The sequence below is a fragment of the Burkholderia sp. BCC1640 genome (genome assembly GCF_902833125.1).
In the GTDB taxonomy this organism is placed as follows: domain Bacteria; phylum Pseudomonadota; class Gammaproteobacteria; order Burkholderiales; family Burkholderiaceae; genus Burkholderia; species Burkholderia diffusa.
Genome location: NZ_CADFEF010000002.1, coordinates 337785 through 356443 on the forward strand (window position 1 = coordinate 337785; position 18659 = coordinate 356443).

The 18659-nt window shown below is 68.0% G+C and carries 14 protein-coding genes; 5 read left to right on the forward strand and 9 right to left on the reverse strand.

The window, feature by feature from the left end; genetic code table 11:
- Nucleotides 1–71: 71 nt before the first annotated feature.
- From HWX25_RS03915 to HWX25_RS03950, 8 genes are all read right to left on the reverse strand, one after another.
- Nucleotides 72–899 carry a M55 family metallopeptidase gene (locus HWX25_RS03915; RefSeq protein ID WP_059818932.1) on the reverse strand — a complete coding sequence of 276 codons (828 nt, stop codon included), beginning with the start codon at nucleotides 897–899 and terminating at the stop codon, nucleotides 72–74.
- Nucleotides 896–1978 carry a P1 family peptidase gene (locus HWX25_RS03920; RefSeq protein ID WP_175907240.1) on the reverse strand — a complete coding sequence of 361 codons (1083 nt, stop codon included), beginning with the start codon at nucleotides 1976–1978 and terminating at the stop codon, nucleotides 896–898. Before HWX25_RS03920 ends, HWX25_RS03915 begins: the two co-directional genes overlap by 4 nt.
- The gene (gene gsiD / locus HWX25_RS03925; protein ID WP_059818930.1) at nucleotides 1978–2871 is read right to left on the reverse strand and encodes a glutathione ABC transporter permease GsiD; all 894 of its coding nucleotides are present in this window, start codon (nucleotides 2869–2871) and stop codon (nucleotides 1978–1980) included. Before gsiD ends, HWX25_RS03920 begins: the two co-directional genes overlap by 1 nt.
- Nucleotides 2872–2884: 13 nt before the next feature.
- Nucleotides 2885–3805 (reverse strand): glutathione ABC transporter permease GsiC, encoded by a 921-nt coding sequence (gene gsiC / locus HWX25_RS03930; protein ID WP_059525070.1) that lies wholly within the window; start codon nucleotides 3803–3805, stop codon nucleotides 2885–2887.
- Nucleotides 3806–3872: 67 nt separating this feature from the next.
- Nucleotides 3873–5435: a glutathione ABC transporter substrate-binding protein GsiB gene (gene gsiB, locus HWX25_RS03935; protein ID WP_175907242.1), complete on the reverse strand. Its 1563-nt coding sequence runs from the start codon at nucleotides 5433–5435 to the stop codon at nucleotides 3873–3875.
- A gap of 129 nt (nucleotides 5436–5564) precedes the next feature.
- Nucleotides 5565–7487: a dipeptide ABC transporter ATP-binding protein gene (locus tag HWX25_RS03940; protein ID WP_175907244.1), complete on the reverse strand. Its 1923-nt coding sequence runs from the start codon at nucleotides 7485–7487 to the stop codon at nucleotides 5565–5567.
- A gap of 27 nt (nucleotides 7488–7514) precedes the next feature.
- On the reverse strand, nucleotides 7515–8501 hold the full coding sequence (locus HWX25_RS03945; RefSeq protein ID WP_175907246.1) for an isoaspartyl peptidase/L-asparaginase: 987 nt from the start codon (nucleotides 8499–8501) through the stop codon (nucleotides 7515–7517).
- On the reverse strand, nucleotides 8498–9454 hold the full coding sequence (locus HWX25_RS03950; RefSeq protein ID WP_059818926.1) for a MurR/RpiR family transcriptional regulator: 957 nt from the start codon (nucleotides 9452–9454) through the stop codon (nucleotides 8498–8500). Before HWX25_RS03950 ends, HWX25_RS03945 begins: the two co-directional genes overlap by 4 nt.
- 450 nt (nucleotides 9455–9904) lie before the next feature.
- Here HWX25_RS03950 and HWX25_RS03955 point away from each other — a divergent pair, with 450 nt between their 5' ends.
- From HWX25_RS03955 to HWX25_RS03975, 5 genes are all read left to right on the forward strand, one after another.
- Nucleotides 9905–11176: an MFS transporter gene (locus tag HWX25_RS03955; protein WP_059525059.1), complete on the forward strand. Its 1272-nt coding sequence runs from the start codon at nucleotides 9905–9907 to the stop codon at nucleotides 11174–11176.
- Nucleotides 11177–11203: 27 nt separating this feature from the next.
- Nucleotides 11204–13624 carry a glycoside hydrolase family 31 protein gene (locus HWX25_RS03960; protein WP_175907248.1) on the forward strand — a complete coding sequence of 807 codons (2421 nt, stop codon included), beginning with the start codon at nucleotides 11204–11206 and terminating at the stop codon, nucleotides 13622–13624.
- A gap of 121 nt (nucleotides 13625–13745) precedes the next feature.
- Entirely contained in the window at nucleotides 13746–14933 is a 1188-nt protein-coding gene (locus tag HWX25_RS03965) for a porin (protein ID WP_175907250.1), read from the forward strand.
- A gap of 283 nt (nucleotides 14934–15216) precedes the next feature.
- On the forward strand, nucleotides 15217–17238 hold the full coding sequence (locus HWX25_RS03970) for a BCCT family transporter (protein ID WP_175907252.1): 2022 nt from the start codon (nucleotides 15217–15219) through the stop codon (nucleotides 17236–17238).
- Nucleotides 17239–17296: 58 nt separating this feature from the next.
- Nucleotides 17297–17608 (forward strand): hypothetical protein, encoded by a 312-nt coding sequence (locus HWX25_RS03975; protein WP_175907254.1) that lies wholly within the window; start codon nucleotides 17297–17299, stop codon nucleotides 17606–17608.
- 90 nt (nucleotides 17609–17698) lie between these two features.
- On the opposite strand, the gene HWX25_RS03980 is transcribed toward HWX25_RS03975, so the two are convergent.
- Nucleotides 17699–18547 (reverse strand): class I SAM-dependent methyltransferase, encoded by an 849-nt coding sequence (locus HWX25_RS03980; protein ID WP_175907255.1) that lies wholly within the window; start codon nucleotides 18545–18547, stop codon nucleotides 17699–17701.
- Nucleotides 18548–18659: the final 112 nt, after the last annotated feature.

An 18659-nucleotide genomic window follows, 5' to 3' on the forward strand; every position in this document is an offset into this window, starting at 1 on the left:
TCATCTCGTTCGGTGTGGGCCGACACGGATTTCAGCGGCGAATTCGCGGGCCGGCATCCGGTCTGCGCACATCACCGCAGCATGAACGACATGGCCGACAGGCTGTTCAGCGTGCGCACCACGTGCTCCACCGACGGCCCGTCGAAGCGCAGCGTCACCGCATCGACCCGCTCGAGCGACGGCAGCACGCAGAACAGATCGGCGAGCGCGGCCGTCTGCACGCGCAGCGTGCAAGCAGCCGGCGCGGGCCGATGCGCACCCGCGCGCCAGCCGGACGACAGCGCGTGCGCGACCGTTTCGCGTGCGGCGGTCGCGATGCGCGCGCAGGACGCTGCCGGCGTGAGCGTGTCGCCGCTCGATGCGCCGCCGGCCGTCTTGACCGTCTCGAAACGCGCGTCCGGAAACAGCGGCCGGGTTTCCTCGGCGAACACGTCGTCGCCCGACGCCAGCGCGACATGCGCACCGTATTCGCGCGCCAGCGCGCCGTACAGCCCGGCTTCGCCGAGCTCGACGCCATTCAGCCACACCTGCGTGAACGCGAAGCCGTTGATGGTGTGCGCAAGCACGCCGCGTGTCTGCGATTTCGCGTGAAAGCCGATCATGAACACGAGGTCGGGCTGCTGTTCGAGGCCCGCCATCATCCCCAGCGTACGCGGCTTGCCGAGCACAACGCGGGCACGGGCATCGAGTCCGTCGGGCAGCAGATTGCGGAAGCCGCCATGCGAATCGTTGACCCAGACGGCCTGCGCGCCGCCGGCGAACGCGCCTTCGATCGCCGCGTTCGCCTCGGCGGTCATCCAGCGGCGCGCGCGTTCGTATTCCGGATTGCCGGCACGCGTCTGCTCGACGGCGAACACGCCGGCCACACCCTCGATGTCGGTCGAGATCAGAATCTTCATGAATGGATCGGACGTCCTTCGTTGTCTTCGTTGAATAACCGATCGAGATCGGGCACCGCGTCGCGCAGCGATTGCCGCACGTGGCCGTCACGCCCGGTCACGGTCACGGCCTGCAGCAGCGCGTCGGCGATCGCGTGTTCGACGCTCTCGGCCGCGGCCATGAACAGCGGATCGAGTGCCGCATCGGCCACGAGGGCCGGCAGCGCGACGGTCGATGCATCGTGCGCGATCGTGTACGCGGTCGAAAAAGCGAGCGCGATGTCGCCGCTGCCGTGCCCGTAGACCGAGCCGGTGCGAGCAAGCCCGGCGCCCGCGCGACGGGCGAGCCGCGACAGTTGCCGCGCGTCGAGCGGCGCATCGGTCGCCAGCAGCAGGATGATCGACCCTTGCTCCGGCGCCGCCGCCTGCGCGTTCGCGACGGCACGCCGCTGCGCGACGACGCGCCCGAGCGGCATGCCGCCGAGCGTCAGCATCGGCAGACGGCCGAAATTCGCGAGCACCAGCGCGCCGACCGTGTACGGCCTGCCGGCCGCGACGGCCACGCGCGACGCGGAGCCGATCCCGCCCTTCAGGTCGAAACACGACATCCCTCGCCCGGCGCCCACCGCGCCACGTGCGAAATCTCGCGACGCGGTGTTGCAGGCTTCGTCGTAATGCGCGGCCGTCACCGCGAACGCCTGGATGTCATTCAGATAGCCGTCGTTGCATTCGAACACGAGCGGGTTGACGGTTGACCAGTCGCGGCCGATGTGCGGATTCTTCGCGATCGCCGCGCGGATCTGCGCCTGCGCGACCGCGCCGACGCCGAACGTGTTGGTCAATGCGATCGGCGTGTCGAGCGTGCCGAGCTCGTCGACCTGCACGAGCCCGACGCTCTTGCCGAAGCCGTTGATCACGGCCGCGCCGGCCGGCACCTTGCTGCGGTAAAGATCGCCCGGATGCGGCTTGACGACGGTGACGCCCGTCTGCACGTCACCGGCATCGAGCGTCGCGTGGCCGACCGTCACGCCCGGCACGTCGGCGATCGTGCCGCGTGGCCCGGCCGGCAGCGTCGTGCTCCACATCGGAACCGCTCGCATCAGCGCCGCTCCAGCTTCGGGTCGAGCGCGTCGCGCAGCCCGTCGCCGAGCAGGTTGAACGCGAGCACCGTCAGGAAGATCGCGAGGCTCGGGAAGATCGCGACGTGCGGCGCGGTCACCATGTCCGCACGCGCCTCGTTGAGCATCGCGCCCCACTCCGGCGTCGGCGGCTGCGCGCCGAGCCCGAGGAACGACAGGCTCGCGGCCGTGATGATCGACGTGCCGATCCGCATCGTGAAGTACACGACGACCGACGACACGGTGCCCGGCAGGATGTGCCGCATGATGATCGTCCAGTCTGACGCGCCGATGCTGCGCGCGGCTTCCACGTAGGTCATGTGCTTGAGCATCAGCGTGTTGCCGCGCACGAGCCGCGCGAACGCCGGAATGCTGAAGATCGCGACCGCGCAGATCACGTTGACCATCCCGTTGCCGAGGATCGCGACCACGCCGATCGCGAGCAGGATCCCCGGGAACGCGAACAGCACGTCGGCCACGCGCATCGTGATGCGGTCCCACCAGCCTTCGTAGTAGCCGGCGAGCAGCCCGAAGAACGTGCCGATGAGCGCACCGAGCGCGACCGAGAAGAAGCCCGCGGCGAGCGAGATGCGCGTGCCGGTGACGATCCGGCTGAAGATGTCGCGGCCGAGCGAGTCGACGCCGAACCAGTGCACGGCCGACGGCCCTGCGTTCAACGCGTCGTAGTCGAAATAGTTCTCCGGATCGAACGGCACGATGTGCGGGCCGACGAATGCGAGCACGACGAGCGCCAGCACGAAACCGCCGGCGACCAGCGCGACGGTCTGCTTGCGGAACTTGCGCCAGAATTCGCGCCACGGCGTGCGGATCGCGCTCGATGCGGCCGACGCCGCGGGCTGGACAGTCGCGTTCATGCGCGCCTCACTCTCACTTGAACCGGATGGTCGGGTTGATGACCGCGTACAGCACGTCGACGGTCAGGTTGATCAGGATGAATTCGAGCGAGAACAGCAGCACGATCGCCTGGATCACCGGGTAGTCGCGCATCGTCACCGCGTCGACCAGCAGGCGCCCGAGCCCCGGCCAGTTGAACACGGCCTCGACGACGATCGAGCCGCCGAGCAGGAAGCCGAACTGCAGCCCCATCATCGTGACGACCGGGATCATCGCGTTGCGCAGGCAATGCTTGAGCACGACCATCGGCTCGTGCACGCCCTTGGCGCGCGCGGTGCGCACGTAGTCCTCGTTGAGCACCTCGACGAACGACGCGCGCGTGAAGCGCGCCATCACGGCCGCGACCGCGGCGCCGAGCGTCAGCGACGGCAGCACGTAGCTCTTCCAGGTGCCGTCCGGCACGACGGGCAGCCAGCCGAGCTTCACCGAGAAGATCTCCATCAGCAGCATGCCGAGCGCGAATGCCGGAAACGAGATGCCCGACACCGCGATCGTCATCCCGAAGCGGTCGGGCCAGCGGTTGCGCCATACCGCCGACGCGATCCCGATCGCCATTCCGAACGCCGTCGCCCAGACCATGCTGACGAGCGTCAGCAGCAGCGTCGGCATGAAGCGCTCGCCGATCTCGGTCGACACCGGCCGCTTGCTGCGCGTCGACATGCCGAAATCGCCGTGCGCGATCTTCACGAAGAAGTTCGCGAACTGCGTCGGCAGCGGGCGGTCGAGCCCGAGATCGGCGCGCACGAGCGCGACCGTCGCGTCGTCGGCTTCCGGGCCGGCCGCGAGCCTCGCCGGATCGCCCGGCAGCAGGTGCACGAACAGGAACACCAGCACCGCGACGATCGCGAGCGTGGGCAGCAGGCCGAACAGGCGTTTGACGAGAAAATTCAGCATGGGGCACCGATCGAATCAGCGCGCCGGCAGCTTGCGCCGCCGGCGCCGCACAACGGGCGAATCGCCGTCATTTCACCGAGATTTCGTCGAAGTTGAACGAGCCGTCCGGCATCACGTACATGCCGTGCAGGCGCTTGCTGCGCGCATAGACGATCTTCTCCTGCACCAGGAAGATCCACGGCGCGTCGGCCCACACCTGCTTCTGCGCGTCGGCGTACAGCGCGGCCTTCTTCGCGTTGTCGGTCGTCTCGAGCGCCTTCGCGAGATCGTCGTCGACGGCGCCGTTCTTGTAGTACGCGGTGTTGTAGAGCTTCGGCGGCGCCGATGCGGACGCGAGCAGCGGCGACAGCGCCCAGTTCGCCTCGCCCGTCGAGGCCGACCAGCCGCTGTAGTACATCCGCACCGGCGCCGTCGCCGGGTCCTGCGCGCTCTCGACCTTCGCGACCCGCTCGCCGGCCTCGAGCGCCTGCACCTGCACCTTCACGCCGACCTGCGCGAGCTGCTGCTGGACGAACTGGATCAGCTTCTGCGCCGTCGAATGGTTGTACGCGGACCAGAGCGTCGACTCGAAGCCGTTCGGATAACCGGCCTCCTTCAGCAGCGCGCGCGCCTTCGCCGGATCGTACGGCCAGGGCCCGAGCTTGGTCGCGTATTCGACGCCCACCGGGGCGACACCCGTCTGCGGGGTCGCATAGCCGGCGAACACGACCTTCGCGAGCGCTTCCTTGTTGACCGCGTAGTTCAGCGCTTCACGCACCTTCGGATTGTCGAACGGCTTCTTCTGCGTATTCAGCGAGATGTAGCGCTGGATGATCGACGGCCGCTCGATCAGCTCGACCTTCGGATTGCTCTTCAGGTCGGCCGCCTGCTCGAACGGGATCGTGAACGCGAAATCGGCTTCGCCGGTCTTGAGCAGCGCCGCGCGCGTGTTGTTGTCGACAACCGGCTTCCAGTCGATCGAATCGACCTTCGGATAGCCCTTCTTCCAGTAGCCGGCGAACTTCTTCACCTTCATGTCGTCGGTCTGCTTCCATTCGACGAACTCGAACGGGCCCGTGCCGACCGGATGCAGCGACACGTCACGCCCCCACTTCTTCAGCGCGGCCGGCGAAATCATCACCGCCGACGGGTGCGCGAGCGTGTTGATGAACGCGGAGAACGGCTCGCGCAGCGTGAAGCGCACCGTCATCGGATCGACCACCTCGGTCTTCTCGATCACGCGGAACAGCCCGTAACGCTTCAGCTTGTTCGCCGGATCGGTCACGCGGTCGAAGTTCGCCTTCACCGCGTCGGCGTTGAAGTCCGTGCCGTCGTGGAACTTCACGCCCGGGCGCAGCTTGACCGTGTAGACCTTCGCATCGGGCGACGCCTGGTAGCTCGTCGCGAGCACGTTGACGAGCTTCATGTCCTTGTCGAAGCCGAACAGCCCTTCGTAGAACGACTTGACGACAGCTTGCGACACCGTGTCGTTCGCGTCGTACGGATCCATCGTCGTGAACGTCGAGTACACGGCGACCACGACGTTCTGCTGCGCGAACGCGGGCACGGCGACCGACAGCGCGAGCGCGCCTGCCCCCGCGGCGAACAACGCGCGCGGACGGAACATCGGGAACGAATGCGACTTGTTCATTTTGTCTGGCTCCTGTGGATGATTCGGTAACGCGTGGTGGAAATCGCGGCGTGACTGCATCCGCTCGGGAAAATGGCGCCGTTGCCTGGCGCGTGCGCAGCTGCGGTCCATGTGCGACTCGCCGTGCAATCAATACGCGCCGCCGACGCGATGCGTCGCGACGTAATGATCGGGGCCGACCGCGACGAGCGGCGCGACGAGCGGCTCGTCGCCGACCGCGCGGATCGGGCTCGGAATCTCGTCCGCCGCGAGCTGGCGCGGCGCATGCCGGCGCGCGGGGTCGGCCACCGGCACCGCGCTCATCAGCTTCTTCGTGTACGGATGCTGCGGCGCCTCGAACACCGCGCGGCGCGGGCCGATCTCGACGATCTGGCCGAGATACATCACCGCGACGCGATGGCTGACGCGCTCGACGACGGCCATGTCGTGCGAGATGAACAGATACGCGACGCCGAGCTCGCGCTGCAGGTCGAGCATCAGGTTCACGATCTGCGCCTGCACGGACACGTCGAGCGCCGACACCGATTCATCGGCGATCACGACCTTCGGATTCAGCGCGAGCGCGCGCGCGATGGCGATCCGCTGACGCTGGCCGCCCGAGAATTCGTGCGGATAGCGGCGCGCGGCATCCGGCGGCAGGCCGACCTTGTCGAGCAGCCAGTCGACACGCGCCTGCGCTTCGCTGCCGCTCGCGACGCCGTGCACGAGCAGCGGCTCCATGATCGAGAAACCGACCGTCAGGCGCGGGTTCAGCGACGCGAATGGATCCTGGAAGATGAACTGGATGTTTCGGCGCAGCGCCTGCAGGTCATGACCCTTCATCGCGCTGATGTCGCGGCCGTCGAATTCGATCGAGCCGCTCTGCGATTCGACGAGGCGCAGCAGCGAGCGGCCGGTGGTCGACTTGCCGCAGCCGGATTCGCCGACGAGCGCGAGCGTCTCGCCCGCGCGCAGCTCGAAGCTCACGCGCTCGACCGCGTGCACGTATTGCGACACGCGGCCGAACACGCCGCTCTTCACCGGAAACCGCGTGACGAGATCGCGCACGCGCAGGATCGGCGGCGCGGCCGGATCGACGTGCGGCTGCCCGGCGGCGGGGGCCGCGGCCGCGTTGCCCGCATCGTTCGCGGCAGGCGCCGGCGTGGCCGCGCTCGCGCCGTCCACCTTCAGCAGCGGGAATTTTTCGGGGTTATCGGTGCCGTGCATCGAGCCGAGCCGCGGCACGGCCGCGAGCAGCGCACGCGTGTAGCGATGCGCGGGCGTCGCGAAAATGCGTTCGGACTCGCCCTCCTCGACCTTCTCGCCGCGATACATCACGAGCACGCGATCGGCCACTTCGGCGACCACGCCCATGTCGTGCGTGATGAAGATCACGCCCATGTTCATTTCGTCCTGCAGGCCGCGGATCAGCTGCAGGATCTGCGCCTGGATCGTCACGTCGAGCGCGGTCGTCGGTTCGTCGGCGATCAGGAGCGCCGGCCGGCACGACAGCGCCATCGCGATCATCACGCGCTGCCGCATCCCGCCGGACAACTGATGCGGATAGCGCGCGAACACGCGGCGCGCCTCCGGAATGCGCACGAGATCGAGCAGCCGCAACGCTTCCGCGCGGGCTTCGGTCGCGCTCTTCGACTGGTGCAGCGCGATCGCCTCGCTGATCTGGTCGCCGACCGTAAACACCGGGTTCAGCGACGTCATCGGTTCCTGGAAGATCATCGCGATGTCCGCGCCGCGGATTCCGCGCATCGTCGCCGCGCTCGCCTGCGCGAGGTCGACGAGCGCGCCGCCGCGACGCCGCAACACGATCCGGCCGCTCGTGATCTCGCCGCCGCCATGCTCGACGAGCCGCATCAGCGCAAGCGACGTGACCGACTTGCCGGAGCCCGACTCGCCGACGATCGCGAGCGTCTCGCCGCGATCGACGTGAAACGACACGTTGCGCACCGCATCGAACGTCGCGTTTTCGCGGCGAAACATGACCGACAGGTCGTCGACGGCGACGACGCGCTGTTCCGGCAGCACCAGCGCGGACGGGGTTCGGCTCGAAGTCATGCGGAGGTCTCCTCGTGCGGTCCGGAATCAGGCCGCATCGTCGCGATAGATGCCGACCACGGGCGTCTCGCCGACGCGTGCGTAGCCGCGATACATCCCTTCCGTGTTGAACGGCATCGCGACGTTGCCGTGCGCGTCGACCGCGACGATCCCGCCGCGCCCGGCCAGGCGCGACAGCTTGTTCATCACGGCGTCGTGCGCGGCATCGGCGAGCGATGCGCCGCGATAGGCCATCTGCGCGGCCACGTCATGCGCGGTCGCGAGCCGGATGAACATCTCGCCGGTGCCCGTCGCGGATACCGCGCAGGTCGCGTCGTCCGCGTAGCAGCCGGCGCCGATGATCGGCGAATCGCCGACTCGGCCGGGCTGCTTGTTCGTGATGCCGCCGGTCGACGTCGCCGCCGCGATATGGCCGTGCACGTCGCACGCGACCGCGCCGACCGTGCCGTGCTTGCGGTCGGGATCGAGCGGCTCGGCCGGCTGTCCGGCGCCGAATGCGAAGGTCGCGGCATCGTGATCGAGCATCATGCCGGCCGCCGCGCGCGCCTTGACCCACTGTGCATGACGCGCTTCCGTGTCGAAGTAGCCGGGCTCGGCGAGTTCGAGGCCCTGTGCGGCCGCGAACGCGTCGGCGCCCGCGCCTGCCAGCAGCACGTGCTCGCTCGCCTCCATCACGCGTCGGGCGGCGAGCACCGGATTGCGCACGCGGGTCGCGCAGCAGATCGCGCCGGCCGCAAGCGTCGTGCCGTCCATCACCGCTGCGTCGAGTTCGTGCTTGCCTTCGGCCGTATAGACGGCGCCGCGCCCCGCGTTGAACAGCGGACAGTCCTCGAGCAGCCGCACCGCGACGGTGACGGCGTCGAGCGCGCTGCCGCCGTCGGCGAGCACGTGTTGCGCGGCCTGCAGGATCGCGGTGAGTTCGGCACGGTATTGGCGTTCGGTGTCGGTGTCCATCGCATCGCGCAGGATCGTGCCTGCACCGCCATGAATCGCGACGATCGCGGGTGAAGTCATGATTTTTTCGGACCGGAGGAAGAAGGGTTGGCGGCCGGCGGCGTCGCTTGCGGTTGGATCAGCCACGGCAACAGGAATTCGGTCATTTCGGCGGCGGACTTCGCGGAGCGGTGCGTGCGCAGCGCGACCGCGTCGATCAGCGCCTCGATCATCGTCAGCACGGCCGCTTCCGACGTGGCCGCGAAACGCCGTTCGGCCTTGACGTACAGATTCAGCGACGCGATCGGTGCAAGCGGCGAACCGGGCCCGTCGGAGATGCCGAGCACGCGCGCGCCGCGCGCGGCCGCGCGGCGGGCCAGCTCGATCGTGTCCTTGACGTAGCGCGGAAACGCGAGCGCGATCACGAGATCGCGCGAGTCGGCCGTGTACAGGCGCCGCGCCGCATGCGACGGGCCGCCGAGCAGCGCGAGCGACTGCACGTTGTCGTGACACACCGACAATCCGTGCTCCATCAGCCCGGTCAGAAAGGCGCTCGAACCGGCGCCGAGAATCAGCACGCGCCGCGCGCCGACGATCGCCTCGACGGCCGCCTCGACGTCGGCCGCATCCAGTTGCGCACGCGTGTTCTCGATGTTCGCGACGGCCTGGTCGAACACCGCGTCGATCCACGCGGCGCCGCGCACGCCCTGCTCGTGCTCTTGTTCCTGCTCCTGCGCGGAACGCAGCCGCTCGACCGGGCCGAGCGTCGCCTCGAAGCCGCGCACGAGCGCCGCGCGCATCGCCGGATAGCCGTCGAAGCCGAGCGCCTTCGCGAAGCGGTTCGCGGTGGCGATCGACGCATTCACGGCCTGCGCCAGCTCGTCGATCCGCATCGTCGCCGCGCGAAACGGATTCGCGAGCACGAACTCGCCCATCCGGCGGTGGATCGGCGTCATTCGCGGCATGGCCGAGGCGATGCGCTCCGCGATCGCGGATTCGTCGTGACTGGCATCGTGCGGAACGAGAGGCGTCATGCGAATGGTTTTGCAAGGTGGATGAAAATCAATTTACACAATCTGCCGGCAGGAAAAAAATAAATTTTCATCAGGGTTGTCACGCCCCCTGCCGGGCCCGCCTGATGCAGTCGGTCGTGCGACCGCCGTTCGGCCTCGTCGAGCAGACATTCGGCGCCACTCGTCGCGCAATGCACCGGGGGGCCCTGTCCGCGGACATATCGGGAATACCCCGAGGATGTTCGTTCGAATGCAGATTCACGTTGACCGGATTCGAATTCGAACATAGGATGCTCGAAAATGATCAGTCGTCAGATAACATTGACCTTCAACAGCAGCGAAATGTTCGATTGAACGCGGTGATTCCGATAAAAATCAGGTGAATCGGTCGCCCATCAAGATCGGACATCGTACAAACATGACCCGCAAAAGACGCCCCGCCGGGCGATTTGCATGGCTCAGGAGACAGCAGTGAAAACAGTCAAGGCGTTGCGCTGGTGGATCATCGTGCTGGTATGTCTCGGTACGATCCTCAACTACCTCGCACGAAATTCCCTCGCGGTCCTCGCACCGGAACTGAAGCAGGTGTTCGCGATCTCGACGCAGCAGTACTCGTATATCGTCGGGGCGTTCCAGATCGGCTACACGATCATGCAGCCGGTATGCGGGTTCATCGTCGACCTGATCGGCCTGCGGCTCGGGTTCGCGCTGTTCGCGATGCTGTGGTCGGTGGTCGGCGTCGCGCACGGCTTCGCGTCGGGCTGGCTGTCGCTCGGCATCCTGCGCGGCTTGCTCGGGCTGTTCGAGGCCGCCGCGATCCCGTCGGGGATGAAGGCCGTCGCCGAATGGTTTCCCGATCGCGAGAAATCCGTCGCGGTCGGCTACTTCAACGCGGGCACGTCGCTCGGCGCCGCGATCGCGCCGCCGCTCGTCGTGTTCCTGTCGATGCGGTTCGGCTGGCAATCCGCGTTCATGGTCACCGGCGCGCTCGGCTTCGTGTGGGCCGCGCTCTGGTACACGCAGTACCGGTCGCCGTCCGATCATCCGCGCATCACGTCGCAGGAGCGCACGCTGATCCGCGACGGCCAAGCCACGATGCCGGCCGCGTCGAAGCGCCGGATTCGCGACGTCGTCACCGCGCGGCGCTTCTGGGCGATCGCGCTGCCGCGCTTCTTCGCGGAACCCGCATGGCAGACCTTCAGCTTCTGGATTCCGCTTTACCTCGCCACTGAACGCCACATGCCGCTCACGCAGATCGCCGTGTTCGCGTGGATGCCGTTTCTCGCGGCCGACGCCGGCGGCATCGCGGGCGGCTACCTGTCGCCCTACCTCGCGAACCGGTTCAAACTGCCGCTCGTGTGGTCGCGTGTCGCCGGCGTCGCGCTCGGCGCGGTGCTGATGCTGGGGCCGGCGATGATCGGGCTCGTGTCGTCGCCGTACACGGCCATCGGCCTGTTCTGCGTCGGCGGCTTCGCGCACCAGATGATCTCCGCGCTCGTCAACACGCTGTCGGCCGACGTGTTCGATCCCGAGGAAGTCGGCACCGCCAGCGGCTTCGCGGGCATGGCCGCGTGGATCGGCGGGCTCGGCTTCTCGCTGCTGGTCGGCGCGCTCGCCGACAAGATCGGCTACGCACCGCTGTTCGCGTGCCTCGGCCTGTTCGACATCATCGGCGTGACGCTGCTCGCGGTGCTGATCCGCGGGCAGTCGAAGCAGGAACGCCTGCTCGCGCAGCACGCCTGACCTCCGTCTTCACCAGGAATCGCCTTCATGACTTCGCTTCTTCATCCGCCCGTGTTCCGCGTCGCCGACCGGCAGGCGAACCGTGTGCTGCTCGCGTCCGACGCGGGCGCGACCTTCGAGATCTTCGTGCTTGAGGACGACATCGTGCGCGTGCGCGTGCTGCCCGACGCGACGGCGCGCACCCCGCGCACCTGGACGATCGCACCGGGCCTCGACGACGTGCCGCTCGACGGGCGCGACCGCCTCGACCTGAGCGGCTTCGCGCTGCCGGCCTACGACTTCGTCGAAGACGACGGCGGCGTGCGCATCGAAACCGCGCAGATCCGCCTCGACGTGAAACTGCAGGGCGGCCATTGCACGTGGTCGATGCGCGGCGCGGACGACGCGTGGCGCGTCGTGCTCGCCGACCGCGCCACGCAGGCCTACAACTTCGGCTGGTGGGACGATCGCGCCTATCACTACGTCGCACGCGAGCGCGGCGACAAGGTGTTCGGTCTCGGCGAGCGCGCGGGCGACCTCGACCGCACCGGCGCGCGCTTCGAGATGCGCAACATCGATGCGATGGGTTACAGCGCGAAGCACACGGACCCGCTCTACAAGCACATTCCGTTCTACGTCACGTGGTCGCCCGGCGCGTGCCAGGGCTTCGGGCTGTTCTACGACACACTGTCGGATTGCGCATTCGACATGGGCCGCGAACTCGACAACTACCACGGGCTCTACCGCTACTTCGTCGCCGAGCATGGCGATCTCGACTACTACTTCATCGCGTCGCCCGACACGCCGCTCGCGGCCGCCCGGCGCTTCACGTGGCTCACCGGACGCCCGGCGCGCACGCCGAAATGGGGGCTCGGCTATTCGGGCTCGACGATGAGCTACACCGACGCGCCGGACGCGCAGCGGCAGATGAACCAGTTCGTCGAGCAGTGCGAATCACACGACATCCTGTGCGATTCGTTCCACCTTTCGTCGGGCTATACGTCGATCGGCGCGAAGCGCTACGTGTTCAACTGGAACCGCGAAAAATTTCCCGACGCGAAGGGTTTCGTGAAGCACTATCGCGACCACGGCATCCGCCTGTGCGCGAACATCAAGCCGTGCCTGCTGCGCGACCACCCGGCATTCGACGACGCCGCGCGGCGCGGGCTGCTGATCCGCTCGGCATCCGGCGAACCGGCATGGGTGCAGTTCTGGGACGAGGTCGGCGCGTATCTCGACTTCACGCAACCGGACGCGTACCGCTGGTGGCGCGAGCAGGTCACGTCGGCGCTGCTCGACTACGGAATCGAGTCGACGTGGAACGACAACAACGAATACGAGATCTGGTCGCCCGACGCGATCGCGCACGGCTTCGGCCAGCCGTTTCCCGCGCGCGAGGCGAAGGTGCTGCAGACGATGCTGATGATGCGCGCGTCGCGCGAAGCCCAGCGCGCGCATGCGCCGGCGCAGCGGCCGTTCCTCGTGTCGCGCTCCGGCGGCGCCGGCATGCAGCGTTACGTGCAGACCTGGTCCGGCGACAACTACACGTCGTGGGAAACGCTGCGCTACAACCTCAAGATGGGCCTCGGGCTCGCGTTGTCGGGCGTGTCGAACATCGGTCACGACATCGGCGGCTTCTCCGGCCCCGCGCCGTCGCCCGAGCTGCTGCTGCGCTGGGTGCAGTTCGGCATCTTCATGCCGCGCTTCAGCATCCATTCGTGGAATGACGACGGCACCGTCAACGAACCGTGGATGTATCCGGAGATCACCACGCGGATCGCGTCGCTGATCAAGCAGCGCTACCGGCTGCTGCCTTACCTCTATCACCTGCTGTGGCTGTCGACCACGCGCTACGAGCCCGTGCTGCGGCCGACCTTCGGCGACTTCCCCGGCGACCCGCGCTGCTACGACGAATGCGACGACATGATGCTCGGCGACGCACTGCTGGTCGCGCCGGTCGTCGAGCCGGGCCGCACGGAGCGCACGGTCTACCTGCCGTCCGGCGCGCGCTGGGTGTGCTGTGCGAGCGCGCAGTCGTTCGACGGCGGCGCGAACGTGACGCTGCCCGCGCCGCTCGACACGCCGGTGATGTTGTTGCGCGAAGGTCGCGTGCTGCCGCTGAACGTCGCCGAGCAACGGTTCGGCGCACGCGCGGACACGCGCGGCTTCCTCGTCGCGCCGCGCATCGAGGACGGCGTTGCGTACGGCGAATGCGTCGAGGACGACGGCGAAACGGAAGCGTGGCGCGACGGCGAATACGGGCTGTGGCGCATCGAGACCGGACGCACGGCGTCGGGCGAACTCGGCGTGTCGGTCCGCTGGGATGGCCGCATGAACCGCCCCGCCGAGCGCGTGGAGATCCTGCTGCCGGCATCGCTGCAAGGCGCGCTTGCCGTGCGCGGTGCGCGCGTCGAACACGATGCGCGGGATGGCGCATGGCGTCGCGTCGTCGTGGCACTCGACGACTGACCGCGCAAGCGCGGGAAAACGCCGAACCCTAAGATCGGGCGGGCCGCGCACACGGCCCGCCCTCCACCAAAGAGGAGGCCGATCAGCCTCCCGCCCCCTTGAAGAGACTTGGAGATCGTCAATGAAAGCATCGCATCACTACTCTGCAATCCTGATTTTATCGGCCGCGTCGCTCGGCGCTTCCGCCGCCCATGCGCAGAGCAGCGTGACGCTGTACGGCGTGGTCGACGATTCGCTCGCGTACGTGAACAACCAGCAAGGCCACTCGAACGTGTACATGCGCGACGGCAACCTGTATGCGTCGAAGTTCGGGCTGCGCGGCGACGAGGATCTCGGCGGCGGCACGCACGCGATCTTCGACCTGCAATCCGGCTTCAACCTGAACACCGGCGCGCAGGCCGCCGCCGGCACGATCTTCAACCGCCAGGCCTTCGTCGGGCTGCGCAACGATCATTACGGCACGGTGACGGCCGGCCGCCAGTACACGCCGTACTTCCTGCTGGTCGGCCCGTACGCGGCGAGCAGCTGGCTGACCGGCGCGACGGGCGCGCATCCGGGCGACATCGACGGGCTCGACACGACGATCCGCGTCAACAACTCCGTCACCTATACGTCGCCGACCTTGTCCGGGGTGACCGCGAGCGCGATGTATGCGTTCGGTGGCATCGCCGGCGCGACCGGCAAGGGCAACACGTTCAGCGCCGCGCTGCGCTATGCGAACGGGCCGATCGGGATCGCGGCCGGTTACCTGCGCATCAACAGCTCGGGTTCGTCGGCGGGCTTCCTGAATCCGGCGACCGCCGCGTCGGGCAGCTTCGCGGTGTCCGTGCTGAACCAGGGCTACCTGACCGCGAAGGCCGTCGAGCAGGTCGCGGCGGCCGGCAACTACACGCTCGGCAACCTGACGATGGGCCTCAACTACTCGAACGTGAAGTATCTGCCCGGCAACGGCTCCGCGTTCACGGACACGGCCGTGTTCAACACCTACGGCGCGCTCGCCGCATATCGCTTCACGCCGACGTTCTCGGTGGCCGGCGCGTTCGCGTACACGCTCGCGTCGAAGGCGAACGGCGTGTCGGACGCGGCCCGTTACCAGCAGTATTCGCTGAAGGAGTCGTACAGCCTGTCGAAGCGCACGACGCTGTATGCGCTGCAGGCGTATACGCATTCGAGCGGACGGACGCTCGGCGCGCTGGGCGCCGGCCATATCGTCGACGCGGCGCCGATCGTCGGCGATTCGCAGCAGCTCACGCCGTCGACGACGCACGGCCAGTTCGTCGGCATGGCCGGGATCGCCGTGACGTTCTGAACCCATACGGCTGCGCCTCCGTTGCTTGCGCCCCGGACGATCCGGCATCGTCCGGGGCGCCGGTTTGACGTTCGTCGTCCGCCTCTTTCGCACGCAGCGCGCAGCGTGCGGGTTTTCGCGATCGCCCCGATACCTTACAATTCGTCAGGTTTTCCCTGCTGCATATCCCTTCTTGCAGTCCTGACACCGCGGTACACTCGACGCACGCCGTATCAGGGTCCGACGCGCGACACGCGCGCCGGGCGGCGTCGCGCCTCGTTGCGCCCACAACTGGATGCCAGCCATGCCAGATTCCCGTTCCTCGCCCCGCACGACATTCAAGCCGCAGGTCGTGCTGCCCGCGCTCGCGGTCATCGGCGCACTGCTCGTCGTGTGCGCGCTGCTCCCGACCGAAGCAGGCGCGCTCTTCTCCTCCGGCCAGCAATGGGTCGTCGCGCGCTTCGACTGGTTCTACGTGCTCGCCGTCACCACGTTCCTCGTGTTTCTCGTGCTGATCGCAGCGAGCGACTTCGGCAACATCCGGCTCGGCCCCGACGACGCCGAGCCCGAGTTCAGCTTCCTGTCGTGGACGGCCATGCTGTTCGCGGCGGGCATGGGCATCGGCCTCATGTACTTCGGCGTCGGCGAGCCGATGCAGCACTTCCTGAAGCCGCCGACCGTCGATCCCGGCACGCCGGCCGCCGCGCGCGAGGCGATGCTGATGACTTTCTTCCACTGGGGCTTCCATGCGTGGGCGATCTACGGGCTGATGGGGCTCGTGCTCGCATACTTCGGATTCCGCTACAACCTGCCGCTGACGCTGCGCTCCGGGCTGTATCCGGTGCTGCGCGAGCGCGTGAACGGCTGGATCGGCCACACGGTCGACGCGTTCGCACTGGTCGGCACGGTCGCGGGCATCGCGACGACGCTCGGCTACGGCGTGATGCAGTTGAGCGCGGGCCTGCATACGGTCGCCGGCTGGGATACGAGCGGCAACGCGTTCCGCATCGGGCTCGTCGTGATCGTCGTGATCCTGGCCGGCGCATCGGCCGCGAGCGGTCTCGACAAGGGCGTGCGGCGGCTGTCCGAGCTGAACCTGCTGCTGGCGTTCCTGTTGCTCGCGTTCGTGGTCGTCGCGGGCCCGACGTCGTTCCTGCTGCGCGCGCTCGGCGACAACATTGGCCAGTACCTGTCGAATCTCGTCGACCTGTCGTTCCGCACCTATGCGTACGCGCCGCCGCGCGAGGAAGGCTGGTTCGGCGGCTGGACGATCCTCTACTGGGCATGGTGGGTGTCGTGGTCGCCGTTCGTCGGCATGTTCATCGCGCGCATCTCGCGCGGCCGCACGATCCGCCAGTTCGTGATCGGCGTGTTGCTCGTGCCGACCGCATTCAATCTCGTGTGGATGACCGTGTTCGGCAACAGCGCGATCTGGCTCGACACGCACGGCGCGGCCGGCGCGCTCGCGCAGACGGCCGGCAGCGTCGATGCGTTGCTGTTCCGTTTCTTCGATTTCCTGCCGCTGCCGCAGTTGCTGTCGATCGTCGCGATCGTGCTGATCGCGGTGTTCTTCGTCACGTCCGCCGATTCCGGCGCATTCGTGATCGACCAGATCGCGACGCGCGGCACCGCGCATTCGCCGGTCTGGCAGCGGCTGTTCTGGGCTGCGCTGCTGGGCGTGACGGCGGCCGTGCTGCTGGTCGCGGGCGGGCTCGGCGCGCTGCAGGCGATGACGTTGATCGCCGCATTGCCGGTCGCATTGATCATGCTCGCACTGTGTTACGGGCTGTGGCGCGGGCTCGCGGCCGATCGCGCGCACTATTCGCAGGACGTCGCGCCCGCGACGAGCTTCTGGACCGGCCAGCACTGGCGCCATCGCCTGACGCATATCCTGCGGCAGACGACCGAGTCCGACGCGCGCCAGTTCGTCGCGGAAACCGTCGAGCCCGCGCTGCGCAAAGTCGCCGACGAGCTGCGTTCAGGCGGCGTCGACGCACACGTGCAGCGCGACAGCGACGATGCGGTGCGGCTGACCGTACCGACCGCGGAACACCGCGATTTCGTCTACGGCGCGCGCGTGACGGCGAAATCCGCGGCGGCCTTCCTGGTACGCGAAGCGGCCGAGCCGGAAGCCGAGCGTCCGCACGTGTACGGCATCGTCACGTTCTTCGAGGACGGCCGGCTCGGCTACGACGTCGAATATCTACGCGGCGACGAACTGATCGCCGATGTCCTGCGTCAATACGAACGCTACGTCTCGCTCGCGGCCGACCAGCGTACGCATCTGCTGAGCCGCGCGCCGGGACACGCAACGGAGGCCGAATGAACCCGACCGCTGCGTTCCTCTTGTCGAGCCGACGCGCGGCGCCCGACGGAGCCGTGCCATGAGCGGCCTGCTGAACGATCGCACCGGCGACTTCGTCGCGCTCGCGACGCTCGCGGTGCTTTACCTCGGCGGCGTCGGCCTCGCGCTTTGGCGGATCCGCACCGCCGCCGCGCGCGGCAAGGTTTACTGGATCGTCTGCATCGCGCTGCTCGCCGGCGGCGCGATCGCGATCACCGCCAACCTGTCGCCCATGCCGAACAGCGGCGAGATGCCGCCCGGTTTCGCACTCGGCGTCGAGGCGGTGCTGCTGGGGCTCGCGCTCGTGGCGGCAGGCTGCGCCTGGCTGATGTTGCGGGCGAGGCGCGACTGACACCTGCCTTTTGCACGGCGCCGCAGCCCTGTCACGCATGGACGGCAGCACACATGCCGAACAACGGGCTGCCGCCATTTTCCTGATGCATCATGCAGACGGCGCCCGCGCGGTGACGAGCCAGCACGCCGCGTCGAAGCGCACGTCCGCGCCCTCCACGTAGCGCTCGAACGCAGCGCGAACCGTATCGATCACGCGCCGGCGCGTCGCGTCGTCCACCTGACGAAGCGCGAGCCCGACCGGCCCGAGTCGCGCGATGTAGTCGTCCAGCGCGGACGCCGGCAACGCGCACGCGATATCGATGCGCTCAATCGCGATGTCGGCCCAGCCGCTGTCCGACAATACCGACGCGATCCGTTGCCGGTCGCCGAACGCAAATTGTCCCGGCGCCCCCGGCTGCCGCGCCGGCAGGGCCGGCAGCAATGGCGCCGCAACGCGCTCGGCCGTCGTCATGAACGGATTGTCGGCGGCGCCGCGCCATGCGACGAATCGCAGTCGCGCGTTCGGGCGCGCCGCGTGCCGCAGGTTCGCGAAGGCCTGCACCGGATCGTCGAAGAACATCACGCCGAAGCGCGACACGATCAGGTCGAACCGCCCCGGCGCGAACGCATGCGTCTGCGCATCGGCATGCACGAAGTCGGCGTCAACGCCCTCGCGTTCGGCGCGAGCCCGTGCGGCGGCAAGCATCTGCGCCGAAATGTCCAGGCCCGTACAGTGCGCGTGCGCGCCAAGGCGCCGTGCGATCGCGAGCGTCACCGCTCCGGTGCCGCAGCCGACGTCGAGCACGCTGCTCGCGGACGCCGCCACCGCCCCATCCGCGAGCAATGCCTCGAACGGCTCGAACATCCGGTCGAGCGAGCGCTGCGCGTCGACCCATGCCAGCCCCGACGGGCCATTCCACAGCGCAGACTGCGCTTCGTTTGTCCGGTTTCCTTCCATCGTCGATTCTCCGTTTGTCCGCATCGTTGACCGTGATCCGGACTATGCTGCTTCAAGCCGGCTTGAGGTCAAGGCCGCGAACGCGGCACGACTCGCGCGCCGCATCGGCCGT